This is a genomic window from Variovorax robiniae, from assembly GCF_037889955.1.
GTDB lineage: Bacteria > Pseudomonadota > Gammaproteobacteria > Burkholderiales > Burkholderiaceae_C > Variovorax > Variovorax robiniae.
This window is the reverse complement of record NZ_JBBKZS010000007.1, coordinates 102,996-123,932: the sequence shown is the minus strand read 5'-3', so window position 1 is coordinate 123,932 and position 20,937 is coordinate 102,996. Positions and strand designations below refer to the sequence as shown.

The window sequence follows — 20,937 nt, the reverse complement described above, 5'->3', positions numbered from 1 at the left end:
AGCGTCTATTGATATGCTGTGTGAATGACAGCTTCGATCGACCTGCGTGTGTGGCGGCAGTTCTTGGCGGTGGCCGAGGAACTGCACTTCGGTCGTGCGGCCACGCGCCTGCACATGACGCAGCCGCCGGTGACGCAGGCAATTGCGCAACTGGAAAAGGCGATTGGGGTGCGCCTGTTCGACCGCACGCGGCGTAGCGTCGCGTTGACGCCCGCGGGTGCTGCGCTGGTGCCGGAAGTGCGCGAGTTGCTGGCGCGGGCCCAGGCGCTGCCGGCGCGCGCGCGGGCTGCTGCGGCGGGCGAAGTGGGGCGGGTGCGGCTGGCTTTTGTCTCGACGATCGGCTTCGAGCGGCTGCCGGCCTGGGTGCGCGAATTCCGCGCGCTGTGCCCGGCGGTGGCCCTGGAGCTGGTTGAGGCGACGGGTGACGTGCAACTGGAGGCGTTGGCGCGTGGCGAAATCGATGCGGGTCTGGTGTTGCATTCACCGGGCGCTGCGCCTGCGGGGCTGGCGTGTTTGGCCGTGGCCACGGAGCCGCTGGTCCTTGCCGTGCCCACGCAGCATCCGCTTGCACGCGCCAGGCAACTCGTGCTCGACGACGTGCTGGCCGAACCGCTGGTCGCGTTCCCGCGCCGCATCCTGCCTTCTGTGCACGACGCGATCCTGGCGCTGTATCACGGGGTCGGGCGTGTGCCGGAGGTGGCACAGGAAGCCATACAGATGCAGACCATCGTGAACCTGGTGTCGGGTGGCCTGGGCGTGGCCTGGGTGCCGGAGAGCGTCACGCAGTTCCGTCGGGCTGGCGTGGTATATCGGACGGAAACCGAGTTTGCCGCGCAGCCCGGTCGGCGCCGCGCCGCGTTGGCCTTGCCCGGCTGCGAAACCAGCCTTGTATGGCCGGCCGCCAGCGACAACCCGGCGCTTGCGCGCTTCGTCGACTTTGTGCGGGAGCGCGGGTTGGCACAATAGCCGGATGCTCATGTATCCCCACATCGACCCGATTGCGCTGCAAGTCGGGCCGATCGCCATTCACTGGTATGGCCTGACTTATCTGGCTGCCTTCGGTTTGTTCTGGTTCCTCGGCACGCGTCGCTTGCAGCACGAGCCCTATCGTTCGCTCGGAGGTCCGGGCGGTTGGGAGCGCAAGGACATCGAGGACATCCTGTTCCTCGGCGTGGCCGGCGTGATCATCGGCGGCCGGCTGGGGTACTGCTTCTTCTACAAGCCCGGCTATTACCTGTCGCACCCGCTCGAGATCTTCATGGTGTGGCAAGGCGGCATGAGTTTTCATGGCGGGTTCCTGGGTGTGATCGGGTCGATGATCTGGTTCGCGCATTCGCGCAAGCGGCCGTTCTGGCAGGTGATGGACTTCGTCGCGCCGTGCGTGCCGACCGGCCTGGCGGCGGGGCGCGTCGGCAACTTCATCAATGGCGAGTTGTGGGGGCGCTTCTCGAGTCCGGACCTCCCTTGGGGCATGGTGTTTCCGCAAAGCGGTTCGATGCTGCCGCGCCATCCCTCGCAGGTCTACCAGTTCCTGCTCGAGGGCTTGCTGCTGTTCGTCCTGCTCTGGCTCTATGCGCGCAAGGAGCGCAAGGAGGGGCAGGTGGCAGCGGTGTTCGCCATGGGCTACGGCGTGTTCCGCTTCATCGCCGAGTTCTACCGAGAGCCGGATGATTTCCTGGGCTTGCAGGCATTGAACCTGAGCCAGGGTCAGTGGCTCAGCCTGCCGATGATCGTGTTCGGTATCGGTTTGTGGATCTGGGCGGCGCGGCGGCCGGCGGTGGCGGTTGCCAGCCGCTGATCCAGGGCGGGCAGGCCGCGGAGATCCCGCGCGCTGCGCCTGCGTTCCAGTGGACGTTCAATCCGTAAGGCTTACGGCAGATGGCTGTGAATTGCGCGTGCGAGCTTCCACAATGAGAGCGCGAACAGTATTCAAAGGGGCATCGTGAGCGCAACGGAATGGTTCAAATCGAAAGTGCCGATGGCACTCACCCTGCCGCGTTGGCCGGCTGCGAAGTCGCTTGCGAAGCCGAGCGAGCGCTCGACCCACGAGCGCTTGCAGGCGACCTTGCGCAAGTCCGACGAGGTGCTGTCGCCGCGCATGCTGCGCAAGGTGCTGACGGCCCTCGAAGCGGTCATCGACGCGCGCGTCAGCGAGGTCGAAGGTGGAAGGCGCGCGCATGCCGTAGCGCTGGACTACCTGGCGGCCGACCCGGGTGAGCGGCGTGACTACTGGGCGCTGATGAGCGAGCATTTCGCCGCCGATGCGGAGACGCTCAAGGCCGCGCGGGACCAGCATCAGGCCGCTGTCGGAACACCCGAGGAGGGCCAAGCCGAGATGCGCTTGCGCCGCGCGCTGGTGTCGCCGCGCATGCGTCTCTTGCAGCGCTTCGCGGTCGAGCCGGAGGGCATGCGCTTCCTGGTCGACCTGCGCGCCGACTTGTTGCCGCATCTGAAGGCCGATCAGCGCCTGCTCGCGCTCGACGCGGAACTGGAGCACCTGTTCTCCACCTGGTTCGACGTGGCCTTCCTCGAATTGCGCCGCATCGACTGGGACTCGCCCGCGTCGCTGATCGAGAAACTGATCCGCTACGAGGCGGTGCACGACATCAAGAGCTGGGACGACGTGAAGAACCGGCTCGACCACATCGACCGCCGCTGCTACGGCTTCTTCCATCCGCGGCTGCCGAACGAGCCGCTGATCTTCGTCGAGGTGGCGCTGGTCGACCGCATCAGCGACGGCATCACGCCGCTGCTGGACGAAACCGCGACTCCGCTGCAACCGGCCAAGGCGACCACCGCGATCTTCTATTCAATCAGCAACACGCAGGCCGGCCTGCGCGGCGTGAGCTTCGGCGATTCGCTGATCAAGCGCGTGGTCGAAACATTGCAGGCCGAGTTGCCGCGCCTGAAGGTCTTTGCGACGCTGTCGCCGATTCCGGGCTTCAGAGGCTGGCTCGTGAAGAACGCGGCGACGCTGGTCCCGCTGCTCGACGAGAAGCGCGCGAACGAGCTCGGCCGGTTGATCGGCTCGCTGCCGCCGACCGCGGAGCGCCTGCTGGCCGCGGTGGAGGCGCCAGGCTCGCTGGCCGATCCCAAGTCGCCGCTGCGCCACTGGCTGACGCAGTGCGCGGCCGAATACCTGGGTCGCGCGATGACGGACGGCAAGCCGGTCGACCCGGTGGCGCGCTTCCACTTGGGCAATGGCGCGCGCGTGGAGCGGCTCAATTGGGGCGGCGATCCGTCGTCCAAGGGGCAGAAGCAGTCGTGGGGCCTCATGGTTAACTACCTGTACGACCTCAAGCGTCTCGATAAACATCGAGCCTGGCTTGCCAATGGCCGGGTGGCCGTGTCAGGCGACATCGAAGGGCTCTACTTCAAGAGCTGAATCACCACGACGACAGGAGACATTCAGGATGATCGAGAACATTCATCGGCGAGACGCGTTGCGGATGGCCGCGGCCGGTGCGGCCGTCATGTGCGGCGCGGCACGCGCCGACGCCAACTGGCCGAGCAAGCCTGTCACGTTGATCGTGCCCTTTCCCGCGGGCGGCGGCACCGATGCCTTCGCGCGGCCGCTGTCGGCGCAGTTCAGCAAGGTCACGGGACAGACACTCGTCATCGACAACCGTGGCGGTGCCGGCGGCACGCTGGGCGCGAGCATCGCGGCGCGGGCACCGGCCGACGGCTACACGCTGTTCATGGGCGCGGTGCACCATGCGATCGCACCGGCGATCTATCCCAAGCTCGACTACAACATCGAGAAGGACTTCGTGCCGCTGATGCTTCTGGCCCGGCCGCCGCAAGTGGTGGTGGTGAATCCGAAGCGGGTGCCGCAGGACACCATCCAGGAGTTCATCGCCTATGCCAAGAAGAACCCGGCGAAGATGAACTATGGATCGGCCGGCGCGGGCACGTCGCACCATCTCGCGGGCGAACTGTTCAAGCAGCAGACCGGCACCTTCATCACCCACATCCCCTACCGTGGCGCCGGTCCGATGCTGCAGGACCTGATCTCCGGCAACGTGGACGTGTGCTTCGATGGGCTCGGTTCGTCGTCGCAGCACATCAAGGGCGGGCGCATCAAGGCGCTGATGATGGCGGGTGCCAAGCGCAATCCCGCGTTCCCGGACGTGCCGTGTGCTGCCGAGGTCGGCCTGCCCGACTACACGGTGACGACCTGGTACGGCCTGTGGGCACCGAAGGGCACGCCGGCGGACGTGCAGGCGCGCATCGTCGAGAGCGTGAAGAAGTCCTGGACCGCCGACGAGTTGAAGACCATCTGGGCCGCCAACGGCTCGGACATTCCGGACCTCACGATGGCGGCCTATGGCAATTTCGTCAGCGCGGAAATCAAGCGCTGGGCCGTGGTCGCAAAGACCTCCGGCGCCAAGCTGGAATGAGCGTGGCATTGGGGGGAAGTCAGGCGCAGTGCCAAGCGTGGAGGCGTCGATGAGTGGTTCGGTCGAGGTCCGTCGCGAAGGCTCCATGGCCTTCGTCACGCTGTCGCATCCCGGTCGTCTCAACGCCATGTCGCGCGCGATGTGGCTCGCCCTGCGTTCGAATTTCGAAGCCTTGTCGACGGATGAGGCATTGCGATGCATCGTGATCCGCGGAGAGGGCGGCGCCTTCTGCGCGGGCGGCGACATCTCGGAGTACCCGTCCTTCCGCTTCGAGGAAGACAGCCTGCGCACCTTTCATGAGGACGAGGTGTGGGCCGGCTTGCAGGCGATGCTGGACTGCCCGGTGCCCATCGTCGCGCAGATCGAGGGCGCCTGCATGGGCGCAGGCATCGAGATCGCAAGCTGCTGCGACATCCGCCTGGCCGCCGCCTCCGCGAAATTCGGTGCGCCCATCGCCAAGCTCGGCTTCAAGATGGCGCCGCGCGAAGCTGCCCTCGTGCAGCGTGCCGTCGGCGACGTGCTGGCGCGCGACATGCTGCTGGCGGCCAGCGTGCATGGCGCGCAGCGGCTTTACGATGCGGGCTTCCTCTTGCAGGCGCTGCCCGACGACGAATTGCCCGCCGCCGTGCTGGCCCATGCGACCCGTATCACCGCACTCGCGCCGGCCGCCGCCCGGCTCAACAAAGCCACCTTTCTCGCGTTGAACCGTTCCGCCGCATCGGACCTGGTTCCTACCGCCTACCGTTACGCCGACTCGCCCGAACACCGCGAAGGCATCGCCGCATTTCTTGCCAAACGATCTCCCGCTTTCTGAGACAACCATGACAACGACCAACGCCAATCTCTTCGCGGCCCTGCGCGCCGCTTTTCCGGCCGACCTCGACGCGGTGGCCGTCGAGACCGACAACGGACTGCTGTACTCGTGGCGCGACCTGGACCGCGCGAGCGCGATGATGGCCAACCTGCTGGACGCCTTGAAACTGGAGCCCGGCGCGCGCATCGCGGTGCAGGTCGAGAAGTCGGTCGAGGCGATGGCGCTCTACCTCGGCACACTGCGTGCCGGCTATGTCTTCCTGCCGCTCAACACGGCCTACCAGAGTGCCGAAATCGAGTACTTCATCAGCAACGCAGAACCGGCCGTGGTCGTGTGCACCAGCGAGAACGCGAGCTGGGTCGGCACGATCGCGCAGGCCGCCGGCACGCGCCATGTGTTCACGCTCGACGATGACCGGACCGGATCGCTGCTCGACGTGGCCGCGCAGTGCAGCGACCAGCACGTCATCGCGCAGAAGGCAGATGACGACATGGCTGCCATCCTCTACACCAGCGGCACCACCGGCCGCAGCAAGGGTGCGATGCTGACCCACCGCAACCTGCTGTCGAATGCCGAGGTGCTGAAGGACTACTGGGGCTGGAAGGAGGGCGACGTGCTGATCCATGCGCTCCCCATCTTCCATGTGCATGGCCTGTTCGTCGCGCTGCACGGCGCGCTGCTCAACGGCAGCAAGATGCTGTGGTTCGGCAAGTTCGACCCGAAGCGCGTGATCGCCAGGCTGCCCGAGGCGACGCTGTTCATGGGCGTGCCGACGCTGTATGTGCGGATGCTGGCGGAACCGACGCTCACCAAGGAGGCGGTGAGCAACATGCGCCTGTTCATCTCCGGATCGGCGCCTCTGCTGATCGAGACCTTCAACGATTGGCGCGAGCGCACTGGCCACACCATCCTGGAGCGCTACGGCATGAGCGAGACGGCCATGCTCACCTCCAACCCCTATAACCCGGTGCAGGGCGAGCGGCGCGGCGGCACGGTCGGATTTCCGCTGCCGGGCGTGCAGTTGCGCGTGATGTCGACGGAGGAGGGCGCGGATGGCCGTGAATGCACCACCGACGAAATCGGCGCGATCGAGGTCAGCGGCCCCAACGTTTTCATCGGCTACTGGCGCATGCCCGAGAAGACGCGCGAGGAGTTCACCTACGACGGCTTCTTCAAGACCGGCGACGTCGGCAAGATCGACGGCCTGGGCTATGTCACCATCGTCGGCCGCAGCAAGGACCTGATCATCAGCGGCGGCTACAACGTCTATCCCGCCGAGATCGAGGGCTACATCAACGAGTTGCCGGGAGTGGCTGAGAGCGCGGTCGTCGGCGTTCCGCATTCGGACTTCGGCGAAGTGGGCGTGGCCATCGTCATCGCGAAAGCCGGCGCGACGGTCGATGGCGACGCCGTGCTGGCCACGCTGAAGTCGCAGTTGGCGAACTTCAAGATTCCCAAGCGCTGCTTCGTGGTACCCGAGTTGCCGCGCAACACCATGGGCAAAGTGCAGAAGGCACTGCTGCGCGAGCAGCACAAGGGCCTGTTCGCGCGGCGCTGATTACTGCACCAGCAGCACCGAAATATCGGTCTCGGCAATCACCTTGGTGGTGACCGAGCCCATCAGCGCACGGCCGAAGATGCCGTGGCCGTGCGTGCCCATCACGATCAGGTCGGCATGGACCTTGGTGGCGACCTTGAGGATTTCCTCGGCTGCATTGCCGTGGCGCTGCTCGAGCGTGTAGTCGGTGATGCCGCGCTCGGCCAATCCAGCCTTGACTGGCCCCATCACCTTGCCGGTTTCCTCGGCGTAGTAGCCCTCGAGCACTTCCTTCCCGACATGGCGCGCCGCGTGATTCGGGATACCGCTGCAGACATGCACCACGACCAACTCATGGCCGTCGACCAGGTTGGCCCGGTGCTTGGCCAGGTAGTCCATCGCCTTCTGGCTGTGCTTGCTGCCATCGACCGCGATCACGATTTTCATGACGTACCTCTTTGGTTCAGGACACCCGCTTATAACGCCAGTCCATCGGATGCACGAGCTTGACCCTTGGGCGCGGCGGAAACAAAAAAGCCAACGGCCCTACGAGGAGGGCCGCTGGCTTCTGGAATAGGTGTCTGCAGTAGGGTGCACCGGACCCGCATCCTGAACCAGGGTTCAGGTGGGCGAGGGCAGCAAGACTTCGGGTTCATCTGACGCGAGATGATCACGCCCGTCAAGCGATGTACCAAGCCCTGCTCCGTAGAGCATTGGAACAAGGAAATATTAAGCCCGGCGCGTACTGCAGACGGTGTGGATTTTACGCCCTCGACGCCGCCCTGAAAGTCCTAAATTTCAGAGCAAATGGCCATCGCCCGCGAGGGCTTGATCGAGCCTATGGATGAGTTGCGGCACGCGGGGATCGGTGGTACCGGAATTCTCCGGTGCAGCGCCGGTCGTGACGGCGAGCAGGGCGGCCGCCGCGGCAGAGGTCGCCGCCTCGGACTGCACCAAGTCGAAGGCCAGGTTCAGCGATGCCAGGACGGCGATGCGGTCGCGCGCCTTGACCTTGCCGGCATCGCGGATCTTGCACATGGCGGCATCGACGCGCTCGACCGCGCTGCGCAACTGCTCTTCTCCGCCTTCGGGGCAGCCGAGCAGGTAGCTCTGGCCCATGATCTGAACTTCGATCTGCTTCATCATCTCGACTGGAATTTATTCGGTGGCGGGCGGTTCTTCTGGCAGGCGCTCGAGCATGGCGTCGATGCGGGTACGTGCCGCCGCCAGCCGTGCCTTGAGCGCATCGCGTTCGCGCGTCAGCGACTCGACCTGCTCCTGCAAAAGCGCATTGGTGCGTTGCACCTCTTCATGGCGCACGAGCAAACGTTCGACTCGCTCGGCGATCTGGTCGATGGGGCTGGGGGCGGGCATGGCTGGGGATTGTATGTGGCCCCCGGCGCGCCGCGCCGTGCGCCTTGTCGCCCGGAGCAGGGGGAAAACACTGCCTTTCCGACCTCCTGATGGAGCGCCCCGCCGTGCGCCTAAAATCCCGCCCGTTGGTGCTCGCGCCGTGGTTCACGCGGCGCAGTTCAACGGGAAGCAGGAGTCGACGCCGTGTCACCGGCCAAAGCCACCTGCGCTGCCCCCGCAACGGTCAAGCAGACGGCGTCCGAAGTCCAGGCTTCAGGCGCCACTTTCACCCCACAAGCCACTGGGCGCCCTGAAACAGGCGCCTGGGAAGGCGGGTGAAGGAAGCGCTGCCAGCCCGGATACCGGCCAACGAGGCGGCTGCCTCCTCTGCGAGGCGGCCATACGCCCAAGCACCGGCGGGGAAGCCGGGGACGGGCATTTGTCTGCGACTCCTTTCTCATCATGACTTCCTGCGATACCACCTCCCGGGCCACCACGCGTCTCCCGGCCGTCACGCTTGCGCTCGGCGCATTCGCGATCCTGCCTGCGCATGCGCAGTCGGAGCCGCCGACGCTGCGTGAAACCGTGGTCACCGCCACCCGGACGCCCACGCGCGCCGATCAACTCGTGTCCGACGTGGTCGTCATCGACCGCGCGCAGATCGATCAGCTGGGCGAGCGCACCTTGCCCGAGTTGCTGGCCCGCACAGCCGGCGTGCAGGTCTCGTCGAATGGCGGCGCCGGCAAGCTGAGCAGCGTCTTCATCCGCGGCACCGAGGCGCGCCACACCATCCTGCTGATCGACGGTGTGCGCTACGGCTCGGCCACGGCCGGCACGCCGATCTGGGACAACATTCCGGTCGACCTGATCGACCACATCGAAGTGGTGAAGGGGCCGGCCTCGGCGCTCTACGGCAGCGACGGCGTGGGCGGCGTGGTGCAGGTGTTCATGCGCAAGGGGCAGCCGGGCGATCCGGCCTTCGTGCCGCGGGCCTCGGTCACGATCGGCAGTCAGGGCTATTCGCAGGAGGGGCTGGGCTTCAGCGGCGCGGAGGGGGGCTTCACCTATTCGCTGGACCTGCAGCACACGCGCGACAAGGGCTTTTCCGCCACCAATCCGCGCGTACCCTTCGGCCAGTTCAACCCGGACACTGATCCGTTCACGCAGGATGCCGGCACCCTCTCGCTCGGCTACCAGTTCAACAACGACTGGAAGCTCAGCGCCGGCGTGACCTATGCCAACGGCGAGAACCACTATGACGACGGTCCCAACCGCGATACCTTCGGCGTCGTGCGCACTGAAACGGAATACGTGGGCCTGCAGGGCAAGGTGATGGACAACTGGACCACGCAGTTTCGCGTGGCGCAGGGTGTCGACCTGTCGCAGGCCAAGGTGGCGGCTGCCTTCAGCCTGCCGGGTACCTTCAGGACCACGCAGAGCCAGTTCAACTGGCAGAACAACGTGACGACGCCGATCGGCACCGTCATTGCGGGGCTCGAGCGCACGGTGCAGTCCATCGACAGCAGCACGGCCTATGACGTCACCAGCCGCGCCATCAACTCGGCCTTCGTCGGGCTGAACGGCAATGCCGGTGCGCACAGCTGGCAGCTCAATGCGCGGCGCGACGAGAACTCTCAGTTCGGCGACCACGACACCTGGTTCGCCGGCTACGGCTACCGCATCTCGCCAAACTGGCGCGTCAATGCGTCGTACGGCACGAGCTTCGTGGCGCCGTCGTTCAACCAGCTCTACTTCCCGTTCTTCAGCAACCCGCGGCTGCAGCCGGAGGAGGGCAAGAACATCGACGTCGGCATCACCTGGACGGAGGGCGCGCACAGCGTGAAGCTGGTCGCCTTCGACAACAAGATCACCGGCTTCATCACCAACACCACCACGCCGCAGAACGTTCCGCGTGCCCGGATCCAGGGCTGGACGCTGGGCTACGACGGCAGCTTTGGCGCCCTCGGCGTGCATGCCAGCTACGACAGCCTGGACCCGCACAACGAACTCACCGGCAAGATGCTGCCGCGCCGCGCGAAGGACCAGTTCAATTTGGGCATCGACTATGCGACCGGGCCGTGGAAGTTCGGCGCCACGGCGATGTATGTCGGCCAGCGCTATGACGACGTGGCCAACACCACGAGTCTGGGCAGCTTCACGACCGTCGACCTGTTCGGCGAATACAAGCTGGCGCCGGACTGGATCGTGCAGGCGCGCGTGGCCAACCTGTTCGACGCCACCTATGAAACCGCCTATGGCTACAACCAGCGCGGGCTCAGTGGCTTCCTCACGCTGAAGTGGGCGCCACGCCGATGACGATGCGGCTGCTGTGCCTCATGGTGTTGTGCTGGCTCGCGGGCCCGGCGCAGGCGTGGGGCACCACCAGCCTTGTCGACGACCGCGGCGTGAGCGTCACGCTGACGCAATCGCCGCGGCGCATCGTGTCGATGCTGCCGTCGTTGACCGAGACCGTTTGCGCGTTGAATGCCTGTGAGCGCCTGGTCGGCATCGACACCTATTCGAACTGGCCTCCGGCGGCGCAGGCGCTGCCGCGCGTGGGTGGGCTGGAGGATGCGAACGTGGAGCGCATCGTGGCGCTCAAGCCGGACCTGGTGCTGCTGGCCCGGTCGGCCCGGGTGACCGAGCGCCTGGAGGCGCTGGGGCTCAAGGTGCTGACGCTGGAACCCCGGTCGATGAAGGACATGGAGCGGGTGCTGGGCCAGCTTGGCCGCGTGCTCGATCGCGAGGCCGAGGCAAAGGCGTTGTGGCAGCAACTCGATGGCGACATGAACGATATCGCCGCGGCGCTGCCCGCGGGTGCAAGAGGCAAGCGCGTGTACTTCGAGGCCGGCAGCGGGCCGTACGCGGCCAGCGCGTCGTCGTTCATCGGCGAGACGCTGGGGCGGCTGGGCGCGGTCAATATCGTGCCGGGAGCGCTCGGGCCCTTTCCCAAGCTCAATCCCGAGTTCGTGGTCCGCGCCGATCCGCAGATCATCATGGTGGGGGATCGCAACGCAGTGGCCCTGGCGGGCCGGCCGGGATGGGAGCGCATCGATGCGGTCAAGGCGGGGCGCATCTGCGTGTTCACGCCGGCGCAAGGCGACGTGCTCGCACGCCCCGGTCCGCGCATGGCCGAGGGCGCCCGCATCATGGCCGATTGCCTGAAAGACAAGTTCAAGTGACGAGGTCCGGGTTCGCGCTTGCGATCATCGTCATGAGCCTGGCGCTGGGCCTGCTGGGGGTGAGTATCGGCAGCACCGGGTTGGAAAGCGTGTTGAGCGCGGGGAGTGACCCGACGGCCCTGCAGATCGTGCGGGACATCCGGCTGCCGCGTACGCTGGGTGCCTGGCTCGCGGGCGCGCTGCTGGGCCTGGGCGGTGCGCTGGCGCAAGGGCTGTTTCGCAATCCGCTGGCCGACCCGTATCTGCTGGGCAGCGCGTCGGGCGCGAACTTCGGCGTTGCCTTGCTGCTCGTGGTGCTGGGCGCGTCATCGGCGCTGGGGCCAGCGGCGGGCGGCTGGGCCGCGCGGCTGGGCATGACGGGCGCCGCCTTCATCGGCGCGGTGCTGGCGGTGCTGCTCACGCTGAGCCTGGCGCGTGGCGTGCAGCAGACCCTTCGCCTCCTGTTGGCCGGCGTGGTCGTCGGCATGGTGCTGGGTGCGGCGAGTGCGCTGGTCGTGCTGTGGGTGCCCGAGATCATGCGGACGATGCAGGCCTTCATGCTGGGCACGACCGGCTTCCTCGGCTGGCCGAACGTGACGCTGCTGGCGGGTGCGTTGGTGCTGTGCGTGTTGGCGTCGCTGGCGTTTGCCCGCGCGCTGGATGCGCTCACGCTGGGCGAGGCCAGCGCGACGAGCCTGGGCATTGCCTTGCCGCGCGTGCGCGTCGTACTGGTGGCGGCGCTGGCGTTGGCCACCGGTACCGCTGTCGCGCAAGTCGGGCTGGTGGCCTTCGTCGGGCTGGTGGCGCCGCATCTGGTGCGCGGTGTGGTCAAGCCGACGCATGGCTGGCTCATCGCGCTGGCGTCATTGATGGGGGGTGCGTTGCTGCTGGCTGCCGATGTGGTGGCGCGCTGGCTCATGGCGCCGCAGGAGTTGCCCGTGGGTGTGGTGACGGCCTTGCTCGGTGGTGGCTACCTGTTGTGGTTGATGCACAGGAGGTCGCTGTGACGAAGGCTCCGGCATTGGCTGCGCAGCGACTCCAGGTGTCGCTTGGCGGCAGGCGCATCGTGGATGTGCCGGCGTTGACCTTGCCCGCGGGTCGGTGGACGGCGGTGGTCGGGCCCAACGGTGCGGGCAAGACCACGTTGCTGAAGGCAATGGCGCACCTGCTGCCGGCGCACGGCAGCGTGCAACTGTTGGGGCGCCGCATGGAGGAATGGCCCGGGAAGGCACGCGCTCGCACGCTCTCCTGGCTGGGCCAGGGAGAGGCGGGAACGGATGACCTGCTGGCACAGGATGTCGTCATGCTGGGGCGCTTGCCGCATCAAGCGTGGCTCGCCGCGCCGAGCGCGGCGGACCATGCGGCGATCGAGCGGGCCATGCGCAGGACGCAATGCTGGGAGTGGCGGAAACGACCGCTGGGCCAGTTGTCAGGTGGCGAGCGCCAGCGCGTGTTGCTGGCCCGCGCTTTTGCGGTGGAAGCGGAAGTGCTGCTGATGGACGAGCCTCTCGCCAACCTCGACGCACCGCACCAGGCGGACTGGTTGCTGGCGGTTCGGGAACTGGTCGTCGCGGGTCGAACGGTGGTGAGCGTGCTGCATGAACTGGGCATGGCCTTGCATGCCGATGAACTGCTCGTCCTGCAATGCGGCAGGCCCGTGCATCAGGGTGCCAGCGATGACCCGGTCACGCACGCCGCGCTGCGGGATGTGTTCGACAAACGAATCGAGATTCACAAGGTCGCGGGAGAGTGGGTGGTGCTGCCGCGCTAACGCTGGGCCCAGCGCAATGTCTGTTCGTCGGTACCCGCGGAACCGGCTCCGCCGGGCCGCTGGGTGCGCCCCCTTGAGGGGGAGCGCCGCAGGCGCTCGGGGGTGGGTCAATACACCCCGAAAACCTTCAAGAGGATGATCACACCGAGCGGCACGCCGCAGAGCCAGAGAATGACGCTTTTCATGAGGTGCTCCAGTTGGTTTTGAGTGTCCGCACTGTCGCTTGCGATGTATGCCTTTGGTGCAGGAGGGCGCACGAGTTTTGGGTGGGTGAGGGACTACATTGGTCCTTCGTAAGACATTGACTCTACTGGCGCAATGCATGCGCTCATACGATGATTGCGACCCCGCTCACCATGCACACCAGCCTCATGCTTTTCCTGTCGTTTCTCGCATCCCGGCGCGCCGGGCGCGACCTGTGAATGCGCGCTGCGTCATGGTGCTGGGCACCACCAGCGGGGCAGGAAAGAGCTGGCTCGCCACGGCCCTGTGTCGCTGGCATGCGCGCAAGGGCCTCAGGGTCGCGCCCTTCAAGGCGCAGAACATGAGCAACAACGCGCGCGTCGTGGCAGGTGGCGAGATCGGTAGCGCCCAGTACTTCCAGGCACTGGCGGCGGGCGCCAATCCCGACGTGCGCATGAACCCTTTGCTGCTCAAGCCGGAGCGCGACACGCACAGCCAGGTCGTGCTGATGGGCAAGGTGAGCGAGTCGCTCTCCGCGCTGCCGTGGCGGGGCCGTAGCGAAAAGGTCTGGCCGCAAATCTCGCAGGCGCTGGATGAACTTCGCGCCGAGAACGATGTGGTGGTGATCGAAGGCGCAGGTTCGCCGACGGAGATCAACCTCATGGGCAGCGACATCGTGAACCTGCGCGTCGCGCGGCATGCCGATGCGCGCTGCCTGCTCGTCACCGATATCGATCGCGGTGGTGCATTTGCGCACCTTTATGGGACCTGGGCCTTGCTGCCCGAGGAGGATCGGATGCGGCTCGCGGGCTTCGTGCTGAACAAGTTCCGGGGCGATGCCGCACTGCTCGCCCCCGCACCGCAAATGCTGCAGGACATGACGGGCATTCCGACGGTGGCAACGCTGCCGATGTGGTGGCAACATGGACTCCCGGAGGAAGATGGCTTGTTTGATGACCGCTCGTCCCCCACACAATCGTTGCCCGCCGGGGCAAGGCGCGAGGTCGTCGCGGTCGTGGTGTATCCGCGCATCAGCAACCTCGACGAGTTCCAGCCGCTGAAGAACATTCCCGATGTGCGCTTGCGCTGGGTGCGCAGCGCGGCCGACCTGGCCGATGCAGACACGCTGATCCTGCCTGGCTCCAAGCACACCAGCAGTGACTTGCAATGGCTGCGCGCCCAGGGCATCGACCAGGCCATCGCCGCGCATGCCGCAAGGGGTGGACGCGTGCTGGGCGTGTGCGGTGGGCTGCAGATGCTCGGTGAGGCCTTGATCGATCCGCATGGGGTCGACGGCAATGGCCCGGGGCTGGGGTTGCTGCCAGTGGTCACGCGCTTCGAGCGCGACAAGACGGTGCAGCATCGCAGCGCCAGTTTCGGCGCGCTGCGCGGTCCGTGGAGCGCGTTGTCGGGCATTGCCGTACAGGGCTACGAGATCCACCACGGCCAGACCCTCGAACACACTGCGATGGCCGCGGCCGGCACGCATGCCCATGCGGTGATGGAAGACGGATTGGCCTGGCAGAACGACGAGGGCAATGTGCTCGGCATCTACCTGCATGGCCTGTTCGAGGATGCAGCGGCATTGCATGCGCTGTTCGGCGCCACGACTCCGACGCTGGACAGCGTGTTCGACGGCCTCGCCGACTACATCGACCAGCACTTCGACACGGGCGTCCTGCGCTCGCTGGCGCTGCAGGCACCATGAAGCTCTGGCTCTTGCGTCATGCCCAGACCGATGCCGACCCCGGCGTGTGCTTTGGCTCGACCGACATCGGCGTGTCCGTCGAGGCCACGCAGGCGCTGGCCCGGCAGATCGCGCCGCTGATTCCCGCCGATGCGGTGCTGAGTTGCTCGCCGTTGCAACGATGCGCCGAACTGGCGCAGGCTATCGAAGCCATCCGGCCGGAGCTGGCCGCGAGCGCCGACACGCGCCTGGCCGAGATGGATTTCGGCGCCTGGGAAGGCCGTGAATGGTCGGCGATTTCGCGCGCGGAGTTCGACGGCTGGATCGGCAATTTCGCCGATGCCCATCCGGGCGGCACCGGCGAGAGCACGCGCCAGTTCATGCGCCGCGTGGGCGATGCGTTCGATGAATGGCAGATCTCGGAACGCGACGGTTTCTGGATCACCCATGCGGGCGTCATTCGCGCGACGCAGTTGCTGGCGCGCGGCGTTCGCGTCGCACTGCGCGCCGAGCACTGGCCGCAAGCGCCGATCGAGTTCGGCGAAATCCTGGTGGTCGAAGTTTGAGGCCCGTCCCCCGAAGCGGCTTGAGACGGGACGCGGAAATCAACTGCTCTTGGGCGCAGGCGTCTTCGGCTTGAAATCGCAATAGCCCGCCACCGCGCATTGCCAGCACTGCGGCTTGCGCGCGATGCACACGTAGCGTCCGTGCAGGATCAGCCAGTGATGCGCATGCAGGCGGTATTCGGGCGGCACGCGCTTCTCCAATTTCAGCTCGACCTCCAGCGGCGTCTTGCCGGGCGCGAGGCCGGTGCGGTTGCTGACGCGGAAGATGTGCGTGTCGACCGCCATCGTCGGTTCGCCAAAGGCCACGTTCAGCACCACGTTGGCCGTCTTGCGGCCGACGCCGGGTAGCGCCTCCAACTCGGCGCGCGTGCGCGGCACCTCGCCGCCGTGCTGCTCCACCAGCATGCGGCAGGCCTCGATCAGGTGCTTGGCCTTGCTGCGGTAGAGGCCGATGGTCTTGATGTATTCCTCCAGTCCTTCCACGCCCAGGTCGAGGATGGCCTGCGGCGTGTTCGCGACCGGGTAGAGCTTGCGCGTCGCCTTGTTGACGCCCACGTCGGTGGCTTGCGCCGAGAGCAGCACGGCGGCCAGCAGCTCGAAGGGCGTGGTGTATTCGAGTTCCGTCTCGGGCGTGGGGTTGGCGGCTTGCAGGATGGCGAAGAAGGGGGCGATGTTGTCTTTTTTCATGGGGAGTTTCAGGAAGCGGGCAGTCCCGATTCGAAGCGTTGGCATTGGGCGCGAACTCCGGCGTCCACCGCGCGCCAGACGCGTTCCGGGAAATCGTTCGGCAGTTCGCGCTCGACACTTTGCAGTGCGGCTGGCGTGTTGCGGACGAGATCGCACATGTGTTCGAAGGTGCCGTCTACACCGACTTGGGTTGCCAGTGCCTGCCAATGGCGCGTCTGGATTGCAGCCAGGTTGTAGTGCACATTTTTCGAACGGAGGGCCATGGCGAGTTTCGCCTTTTGCCATGCCACCTGGCTGGTCCCTTTGCCAATGATGGGCCATGCCGAGATCACGTCATACAAGGGCGTCATGGCATAGCCGCCGCCGCGACGCAGGAAGATGGAGAAGTTCTTGGCATGACCGTCGGTTGCAGCCAGCAGCCAGAACGCCAATTGCGCGAGCACGAAGCGCAGCCGGTCGGCCTGCGCCTCGTCGCTGGCCGCGAGCAGTGAAAGGCATTCGCGCATGCCCGGTCCGCCATCGCTTTCGTACTTGCGTTGCGCGGGCGTACTGGTGGACTGGCAGAAGTCTTCCTGCGGCAGGCGTGCGATCCATCGGCCGGCATCCATCCAACGCCGATCGAAGCGCTCGACGACGAGTACCTTCTGGTCGTCGAATCGCGCCATTTCCGTGCCTGCGACCGCAAAGCCCATGGCGGACAAGAGGCGTGCGCACAGCCATTCGTTCTCGACCGAATCGCTCATGTTGGCCCGCATGTTGCCGACCAGTCCCAGCGGCAGCTTGAAGATGTGCGTGGTTGGCGTTGCCCCATGCGGACGGTGCCAGTGCTTGCCAAGGCGCAGCAAGGCCGTCTTTTCCTGCGCGCCGGCGATGGAGATGCGGAAATCGTCCTCGTCGTCCGCGGTCTGCCCGAGCACGGGATCGGCCGTGACATTGCGCAGCGCCTGGGCCACCTGGGTATCGGTCAATGGCTCGCTCTCGATGCGGTCGAATGGGTCGGGTGCCTGGCCTGCCGGCAGCAACTGGACAGCGCCGACGCAATCGCGGCCGATGGCCGAAAGCAGGTCGGCGGCTTCGGTGCTGGTGGCCCGAAAACGCCGACGCAGGCGTTCGCGGATGCGGTCGCTGTCAGGCAGCAAGTTGTCGAAGTAGTTTTCGACAGCAGGGCCGCGCAGTTCCTTGGTGCCCGCAGGGATGGGTAGCGACAGCGAGAGCGCACGGACGTTGGGTGAGCGCAGCCAGGCATCGTCGTAGCGCAGCGTTGGCACGCCGGTTCGCGTCCAGTACCACGCGCCGACGTATTCGCCGTTCATCCAGATGTCGAGTTCGGGATGTGCCATGGCCTACCAGTCGGCCGTCGGCATCTGCGCGGTGACGACTGTCGCTGGCGGGGAAGGTGGCGCCAGCAACAGTCGGGCGTCAAGCGCGTGCAGGATTTGCATCAACTGTGCCACGCTGACGGCGCCGGGGTTCTTCTCGATGTCGGCAATGCGCGTCTGCTTGACGCCGACCCGCGCACCCAACTGTGTCTGCGTCAGTTTCTGGGCCTTGCGCAGCGATTTCAGGTGTGCCGACAACTGCGACGGGGAATGGATGAGGATGTTCATGAATTACCGCCTCAAGGTGGTAAATGCACAATATCTCTTCAAGGCGATTTTGTCAAAATATCGGCCAAGAGCGATTTACTGGGATTCTGGAATATCGCCACAATGTCGGACCCCAAAGTGAGACCTTCCATGCAATTCGCCACCCGCCTCGACAACGTCGAAACCTCCGCCATCCGCGAACTCTTCAAGCTGCTGGGCACGCCCGGCATCATCAGCTTTGCCGGTGGCTTTCCGGACAGCGCGATGTTCGACGTGGAGGGCCTGAAGGAAGCCAGCGCCAAGGCCCTGGCCGAGGAGCCGGGCGGAGCGCTGCAGTACGGCGCCACCGAGGGCTACGACCCGCTGCGCGCGCAACTGAGCGCCTTCATGAAGACCAAAGGCGTGGAGGTCGATCCCAGCGGCCTGATCGTCACCACCGGCAGCCAGCAGGCGCTGGACCTGCTCGGCAAGACCCTGATCTCGCCCGGCGACAAGGTCATCGTCGAAGGGCCGACCTTCCTGGCCACCATCCAGTGCTTCCGCCTCTACGGTGCCGAACTCATCAGCGCACCGATCGACGCCAACGGCGTGAAGACCGATGAACTCGAAAAGCTCATCGCCGAACACAAGCCCAAGTTCGTCTACCTGATCCCCACCTTCGGCAACCCCAGCGGCGCGATGCTGAGCCTGCAGCGCCGCAAGAAGGTACTGGAACTCGCGGTGAAGTACCAGACGCTGATCGTGGAAGACGACCCCTATGGCGACCTCTACTTCGGCGAAGCGCCGCCGCCGTCGATCATGGCGCTGACCAAGGACGTGCCGGGTAGCCGCGACCTCGTCGCCCATTGCGGCTCGCTCAGCAAGGTGCTGAGCCCGGGCCTGCGCATCGGCTGGATGATCGCGCCGGCTGCGCTGCTGGCCAAGGCCACGATGTGCAAGCAGTTCAGCGATGCGCACACCAGTACCTTTTCGCAAGCCACCGCCGCGCAATACCTCAAGAGCGGCCGCATGCCGGCCACGCTGGCCAACGTGCGCAAGGTCTATGGCGAGCGCGCCGCAACGATGGGCGCCGCTCTGAAGCGCGAACTGGGTGACGCGATCGCTTTCGAACAACCCGGCGGCGGCCTGTTCTTCTGGGCGCGCCTCACGGGCGCCAACGGCAAGCTGGCCGATGCCAACGTGTTCGCCAAGAAGGCCATCGAAAAGCTCGTGGCCTTCGTGCCCGGTGCGCCGTTCTTTGCGGCAAACCCGGATGTGTCGACGCTGCGGCTGAGCTTTGCCACGGCCAACGTCGAGAAGATCGAAGAGGGGATTGCGCGCCTCGGCCAGGCGCTGTGATTTCAGGGTGAGCGGTGCAGGCGGGGTGCTGACAACAAGGCCAGGTTGTCGGTGATTGCCGCGTCGACCTGGCGGTACTTCCCCGTCATCTTCGACAGCGTCATGATGGTCTGAAGCGCCTTCAGGTCCTTCACCGTCGGCGCGACCTTGATCTGCGCGATGGCCGCCGATGGGTTGCCACCATTGATCAGCGCCATCACCTTGCCTGCCCAGTCGTTTGCGCGCGCCATTTGTTCACCTTCTTTTCTGAAACACGCCGACTTTACGCGCGGCGTTAGCATGCCCCATGAGAAAAACCTTTCAGCTGCGCCCCGAAGGCAAGCACCCCGACCGCGTCCTCGACGCCGTCAAGCACGAAATCCGCAAGTACATCAAGCGCGAGCGCCGTCGTGAATTGCCCGCGGGCGTCGACTTCTGGGACTTCGACTGCAAGTTCGGCGCCACGCAGGACACTGCCGCCGTGGTGCACCTGGCCGAACTCACCGGCCTGATCGACGGCATCGCCAAGGCGGAGGGCCCGCAGTTCTACGTCGAGATCCTGGCCAAGCACGGGCACCGCAAGGCGAAACCCGCCGGCGAGGCCAGCGCGCCTGTGTCGGCCTGATCAGAAACTACAGAAGCGCGTCGGCCAGCGCCAGGCCGTAACGCGCCGCCGCGGGCGCCAGCGCCGCGGCAATCGAGGGATGCAGGCGCACGCCCGCCTGCAACTGCGCCTCGCGCCGCGCGAGACCGCCCTGCCCAGGCAGGCGCACCGGCTTCGCGGCGTCGATGGGCGTGTTCCCACGGCACTTCTGCGCCACATGGTCCATCTGCCGCAGGAACGCATCCTTGCCGCCGAAGGCATTCAGGTCGTGCATCGTGACGTAGACCGTCGCGCCCCAGCCTTCCGGCGCGTCGGCACGGCCATGCCCTCCGAGGCCGGCCGTCAGGGTCTCGACGAGCAACGCCATCCCGTAGCCCTTGTGCCCGTGGCTCAGGCCGCCGACCGGCAACAGCGTGCCCGCCGGCTGGTCGAACAGCACCTGTGGATCGTTGGTCGGCTTGCCGGCGGCGTCGATCAGCCAGTCTTCCGCGAAGGTCTCGCCGGCGGCGCGCTTGCGGTTGCTCATCCCGTTGGTCGTGATCGAGGCCGAGATGTCGACCATCACGCCGCCCTGCGACAGCGGAAAGCCCATCGCCAGCGGATTGGGCGTGAACACCGCCTGCGTTCCGCCGAAGGGCGCCACGCTTGCCGCGTTCGGGTCGGAGCAGGCGAGCAGCATCAGCATGTCTTCCTGCAGCGCACGCAGCATGTAGACCGCCAGGCAGGCGATGTGATGGCTGCGGCGGATCACGAGGGAGGCGGTGCCGAGCTGGCGCGCACGCGGCACGAGCAGGTCCATGCCCTGTTCCATGAGCCACGGGCCGGGCAGGCGCATGCCGTCCCACAGCACGGCGGCGGGGCGGTCGGACAGCACCTTCGGCGCGCCGTCGCAAGTCATGCCGCCGGATTCGAGTTCTTTCACATAGCCGGCCAGGAGTGCCAGGCCATGCGTGTCGTGGCCGAGCAGGTCGCCTTCGACCAGCGTGCGCGCGACCGCGGCGGCCATCGGCGCGGCAAGGCCGGCCTTCTGCAGCAGCGCATCCGCAAAGGTCGTCAGCGCGTCGGCGCGGTAGAGGGGGGTGTCTTCGATCAATTCATGTACTCCGGTTGCGATGCTGCTGATACAGGGCAGTGTAGGGAACCGCTGCAGCAGCCGCGTGGGCGCCTGCTTTCAGCACGTCGCACAAAGGCCTGTGGGAAGCGTCGCACACCGGAACGGAAACGCCTCACGTCCACGTGAGAAGGGCACTGCATACCCAAAAGGCACCCAA

General features: G+C 66.2%; 22 protein-coding genes and 1 riboswitch. Of the genes, 14 read left to right on the top strand and 8 right to left on the bottom strand.

Annotation, left to right across the window (positions count from 1 at the left end; genetic code table 11):
- Positions 1-24: 24 nt before the first annotated feature.
- The 6 genes from WKW79_RS17935 (at position 25) to WKW79_RS17910 (ending at position 6,772) form a co-directional block, all read left to right on the top strand.
- Complete coding sequence (locus WKW79_RS17935; protein ID WP_340336532.1) at positions 25-966, top strand: LysR family transcriptional regulator; 942 nt, start codon at positions 25-27, stop codon at positions 964-966.
- Between the two features lie 4 nt (positions 967-970).
- Positions 971-1,798: a prolipoprotein diacylglyceryl transferase gene (gene lgt, locus WKW79_RS17930; RefSeq protein ID WP_340336531.1), complete on the top strand. Its 828-nt coding sequence runs from the start codon at positions 971-973 to the stop codon at positions 1,796-1,798.
- A 180-nt stretch (positions 1,799-1,978) separates the two neighbouring features.
- Positions 1,979-3,385, top strand: coding sequence for a malonyl-CoA decarboxylase (locus WKW79_RS17925; protein WP_340336530.1), 1,407 nt, complete (start codon positions 1,979-1,981; stop codon positions 3,383-3,385).
- A 28-nt stretch (positions 3,386-3,413) separates the two neighbouring features.
- On the top strand, positions 3,414-4,400 hold the full coding sequence (locus WKW79_RS17920; RefSeq protein ID WP_340336529.1) for a Bug family tripartite tricarboxylate transporter substrate binding protein: 987 nt from the start codon (positions 3,414-3,416) through the stop codon (positions 4,398-4,400).
- A gap of 49 nt (positions 4,401-4,449) precedes the next feature.
- Complete coding sequence (locus WKW79_RS17915) at positions 4,450-5,214, top strand: enoyl-CoA hydratase/isomerase family protein (RefSeq protein WP_340336528.1); 765 nt, start codon at positions 4,450-4,452, stop codon at positions 5,212-5,214.
- A 7-nt stretch (positions 5,215-5,221) separates the two neighbouring features.
- Positions 5,222-6,772: a malonate--CoA ligase gene (locus tag WKW79_RS17910; protein ID WP_340336527.1), complete on the top strand. Its 1,551-nt coding sequence runs from the start codon at positions 5,222-5,224 to the stop codon at positions 6,770-6,772.
- On the opposite strand, the gene WKW79_RS17905 is transcribed toward WKW79_RS17910, so the two are convergent.
- The 3 genes from WKW79_RS17905 to WKW79_RS17895 all read right to left on the bottom strand — a co-directional run bounded on the left by WKW79_RS17905 (position 6,773) and on the right by WKW79_RS17895 (position 8,125).
- A complete protein-coding gene (locus tag WKW79_RS17905; protein WP_340336526.1) occupies positions 6,773-7,198 on the bottom strand; it encodes a universal stress protein in 426 nt (141 codons plus the stop codon).
- Positions 7,199-7,549: 351 nt separating this feature from the next.
- Entirely contained in the window at positions 7,550-7,894 is a 345-nt protein-coding gene (locus tag WKW79_RS17900) for a cell division protein ZapA (protein ID WP_340336738.1), read from the bottom strand.
- A gap of 15 nt (positions 7,895-7,909) precedes the next feature.
- Positions 7,910-8,125, bottom strand: coding sequence for a DUF904 domain-containing protein (locus WKW79_RS17895; protein ID WP_340336525.1), 216 nt, complete (start codon positions 8,123-8,125; stop codon positions 7,910-7,912).
- A gap of 110 nt (positions 8,126-8,235) precedes the next feature.
- Positions 8,236-8,489, top strand: a riboswitch (cobalamin riboswitch).
- A 77-nt stretch (positions 8,490-8,566) separates the two neighbouring features.
- On the opposite strand from WKW79_RS17895, the gene WKW79_RS17890 reads away from it, so the two are divergent.
- The 6 genes from WKW79_RS17890 (at position 8,567) to WKW79_RS17865 (ending at position 15,472) form a co-directional block, all read left to right on the top strand.
- Positions 8,567-10,420 (top strand): TonB-dependent receptor domain-containing protein, encoded by a 1,854-nt coding sequence (locus tag WKW79_RS17890; RefSeq protein WP_340336524.1) that lies wholly within the window; start codon positions 8,567-8,569, stop codon positions 10,418-10,420.
- Positions 10,417-11,286, top strand: a complete 870-nt coding sequence (locus tag WKW79_RS17885; protein WP_422823910.1) for an ABC transporter substrate-binding protein — start codon at positions 10,417-10,419, stop codon at positions 11,284-11,286. The genes WKW79_RS17890 and WKW79_RS17885 overlap by 4 nt, the downstream gene beginning before the upstream one ends.
- A gap of 32 nt (positions 11,287-11,318) precedes the next feature.
- Positions 11,319-12,272 (top strand): FecCD family ABC transporter permease, encoded by a 954-nt coding sequence (locus WKW79_RS17880; protein ID WP_340336736.1) that lies wholly within the window; start codon positions 11,319-11,321, stop codon positions 12,270-12,272.
- Positions 12,269-13,036: an ABC transporter ATP-binding protein gene (locus WKW79_RS17875; protein WP_340336523.1), complete on the top strand. Its 768-nt coding sequence runs from the start codon at positions 12,269-12,271 to the stop codon at positions 13,034-13,036. Before WKW79_RS17880 ends, WKW79_RS17875 begins: the two co-directional genes overlap by 4 nt.
- A 418-nt stretch (positions 13,037-13,454) precedes the next feature.
- Entirely contained in the window at positions 13,455-14,927 is a 1,473-nt protein-coding gene (locus WKW79_RS17870; protein WP_340336522.1) for a cobyric acid synthase, read from the top strand.
- Positions 14,924-15,472, top strand: a complete 549-nt coding sequence (locus WKW79_RS17865; RefSeq protein ID WP_340336521.1) for a histidine phosphatase family protein — start codon at positions 14,924-14,926, stop codon at positions 15,470-15,472. The genes WKW79_RS17870 and WKW79_RS17865 overlap by 4 nt, the downstream gene beginning before the upstream one ends.
- Positions 15,473-15,511: 39 nt before the next feature.
- Here the strand turns inward: WKW79_RS17865 and nth are convergent, their stop codons facing one another.
- Genes nth through WKW79_RS17850 form a run of 3 tightly spaced genes read right to left on the bottom strand, consistent with a single transcriptional unit; the run spans position 15,512 to position 17,766 of the window.
- A complete protein-coding gene (nth, locus tag WKW79_RS17860) occupies positions 15,512-16,159 on the bottom strand; it encodes an endonuclease III (RefSeq protein ID WP_340336520.1) in 648 nt (215 codons plus the stop codon).
- Positions 16,160-16,167: 8 nt separating this feature from the next.
- The gene (locus WKW79_RS17855) at positions 16,168-17,499 is read right to left on the bottom strand and encodes a type II toxin-antitoxin system HipA family toxin (protein ID WP_340336519.1); all 1,332 of its coding nucleotides are present in this window, start codon (positions 17,497-17,499) and stop codon (positions 16,168-16,170) included.
- A 3-nt stretch (positions 17,500-17,502) separates the two neighbouring features.
- Positions 17,503-17,766: a helix-turn-helix domain-containing protein gene (locus WKW79_RS17850; protein ID WP_340336518.1), complete on the bottom strand. Its 264-nt coding sequence runs from the start codon at positions 17,764-17,766 to the stop codon at positions 17,503-17,505.
- A 129-nt stretch (positions 17,767-17,895) separates the two neighbouring features.
- Between WKW79_RS17850 and WKW79_RS17845 the strand changes: the two genes are divergently transcribed.
- The gene (locus WKW79_RS17845) at positions 17,896-19,083 is read left to right on the top strand and encodes an aminotransferase-like domain-containing protein (RefSeq protein ID WP_340336517.1); all 1,188 of its coding nucleotides are present in this window, start codon (positions 17,896-17,898) and stop codon (positions 19,081-19,083) included.
- Between the two features lie 2 nt (positions 19,084-19,085).
- Here the strand turns inward: WKW79_RS17845 and WKW79_RS17840 are convergent, their stop codons facing one another.
- Entirely contained in the window at positions 19,086-19,313 is a 228-nt protein-coding gene (locus tag WKW79_RS17840) for a hypothetical protein (protein ID WP_340336516.1), read from the bottom strand.
- 56 nt (positions 19,314-19,369) lie between these two features.
- Here WKW79_RS17840 and WKW79_RS17835 point away from each other — a divergent pair, with 56 nt between their 5' ends.
- Complete coding sequence (locus WKW79_RS17835) at positions 19,370-19,687, top strand: DUF6172 family protein (RefSeq protein ID WP_340336515.1); 318 nt, start codon at positions 19,370-19,372, stop codon at positions 19,685-19,687.
- Between the two features lie 7 nt (positions 19,688-19,694).
- On the opposite strand, the gene WKW79_RS17830 is transcribed toward WKW79_RS17835, so the two are convergent.
- Positions 19,695-20,759: an Ldh family oxidoreductase gene (locus WKW79_RS17830; RefSeq protein WP_422823909.1), complete on the bottom strand. Its 1,065-nt coding sequence runs from the start codon at positions 20,757-20,759 to the stop codon at positions 19,695-19,697.
- Positions 20,760-20,937: the final 178 nt, after the last annotated feature.

Excerpts from the sequence above, each read along its gene's own strand:
- WKW79_RS17935 (WP_340336532.1), top strand. The coding sequence starts at position 25 with ATGACAGCTTCGATCGACCTGCGTGTGTGGCGGCAGTTCTTGGCGGTG.
- lgt (WP_340336531.1), top strand. The coding sequence starts at position 971 with ATGCTCATGTATCCCCACATCGACCCGATTGCGCTGCAAGTCGGGCCG.
- WKW79_RS17925 (WP_340336530.1), top strand. The coding sequence starts at position 1,979 with ATGGCACTCACCCTGCCGCGTTGGCCGGCTGCGAAGTCGCTTGCGAAG.
- WKW79_RS17920 (WP_340336529.1), top strand. The coding sequence starts at position 3,414 with ATGATCGAGAACATTCATCGGCGAGACGCGTTGCGGATGGCCGCGGCC.
- WKW79_RS17915 (WP_340336528.1), top strand. The coding sequence starts at position 4,450 with ATGAGTGGTTCGGTCGAGGTCCGTCGCGAAGGCTCCATGGCCTTCGTC.
- WKW79_RS17910 (WP_340336527.1), top strand. The coding sequence starts at position 5,222 with ATGACAACGACCAACGCCAATCTCTTCGCGGCCCTGCGCGCCGCTTTT.
- WKW79_RS17905 (WP_340336526.1), bottom strand. The coding sequence starts at position 7,198 with ATGAAAATCGTGATCGCGGTCGATGGCAGCAAGCACAGCCAGAAGGCG.
- WKW79_RS17900 (WP_340336738.1), bottom strand. The coding sequence starts at position 7,894 with ATGAAGCAGATCGAAGTTCAGATCATGGGCCAGAGCTACCTGCTCGGC.
- WKW79_RS17895 (WP_340336525.1), bottom strand. The coding sequence starts at position 8,125 with ATGCCCGCCCCCAGCCCCATCGACCAGATCGCCGAGCGAGTCGAACGT.
- WKW79_RS17890 (WP_340336524.1), top strand. The coding sequence starts at position 8,567 with ATGACTTCCTGCGATACCACCTCCCGGGCCACCACGCGTCTCCCGGCC.
- WKW79_RS17885 (WP_422823910.1), top strand. The coding sequence starts at position 10,417 with ATGACGATGCGGCTGCTGTGCCTCATGGTGTTGTGCTGGCTCGCGGGC.
- WKW79_RS17880 (WP_340336736.1), top strand. The coding sequence starts at position 11,319 with ATGAGCCTGGCGCTGGGCCTGCTGGGGGTGAGTATCGGCAGCACCGGG.
- WKW79_RS17865 (WP_340336521.1), top strand. The coding sequence starts at position 14,924 with ATGAAGCTCTGGCTCTTGCGTCATGCCCAGACCGATGCCGACCCCGGC.
- nth (WP_340336520.1), bottom strand. The coding sequence starts at position 16,159 with ATGAAAAAAGACAACATCGCCCCCTTCTTCGCCATCCTGCAAGCCGCC.
- WKW79_RS17855 (WP_340336519.1), bottom strand. The coding sequence starts at position 17,499 with ATGGCACATCCCGAACTCGACATCTGGATGAACGGCGAATACGTCGGC.
- WKW79_RS17850 (WP_340336518.1), bottom strand. The coding sequence starts at position 17,766 with ATGAACATCCTCATCCATTCCCCGTCGCAGTTGTCGGCACACCTGAAA.
- WKW79_RS17845 (WP_340336517.1), top strand. The coding sequence starts at position 17,896 with ATGCAATTCGCCACCCGCCTCGACAACGTCGAAACCTCCGCCATCCGC.
- WKW79_RS17840 (WP_340336516.1), bottom strand. The coding sequence starts at position 19,313 with ATGGCGCGCGCAAACGACTGGGCAGGCAAGGTGATGGCGCTGATCAAT.
- WKW79_RS17835 (WP_340336515.1), top strand. The coding sequence starts at position 19,370 with ATGAGAAAAACCTTTCAGCTGCGCCCCGAAGGCAAGCACCCCGACCGC.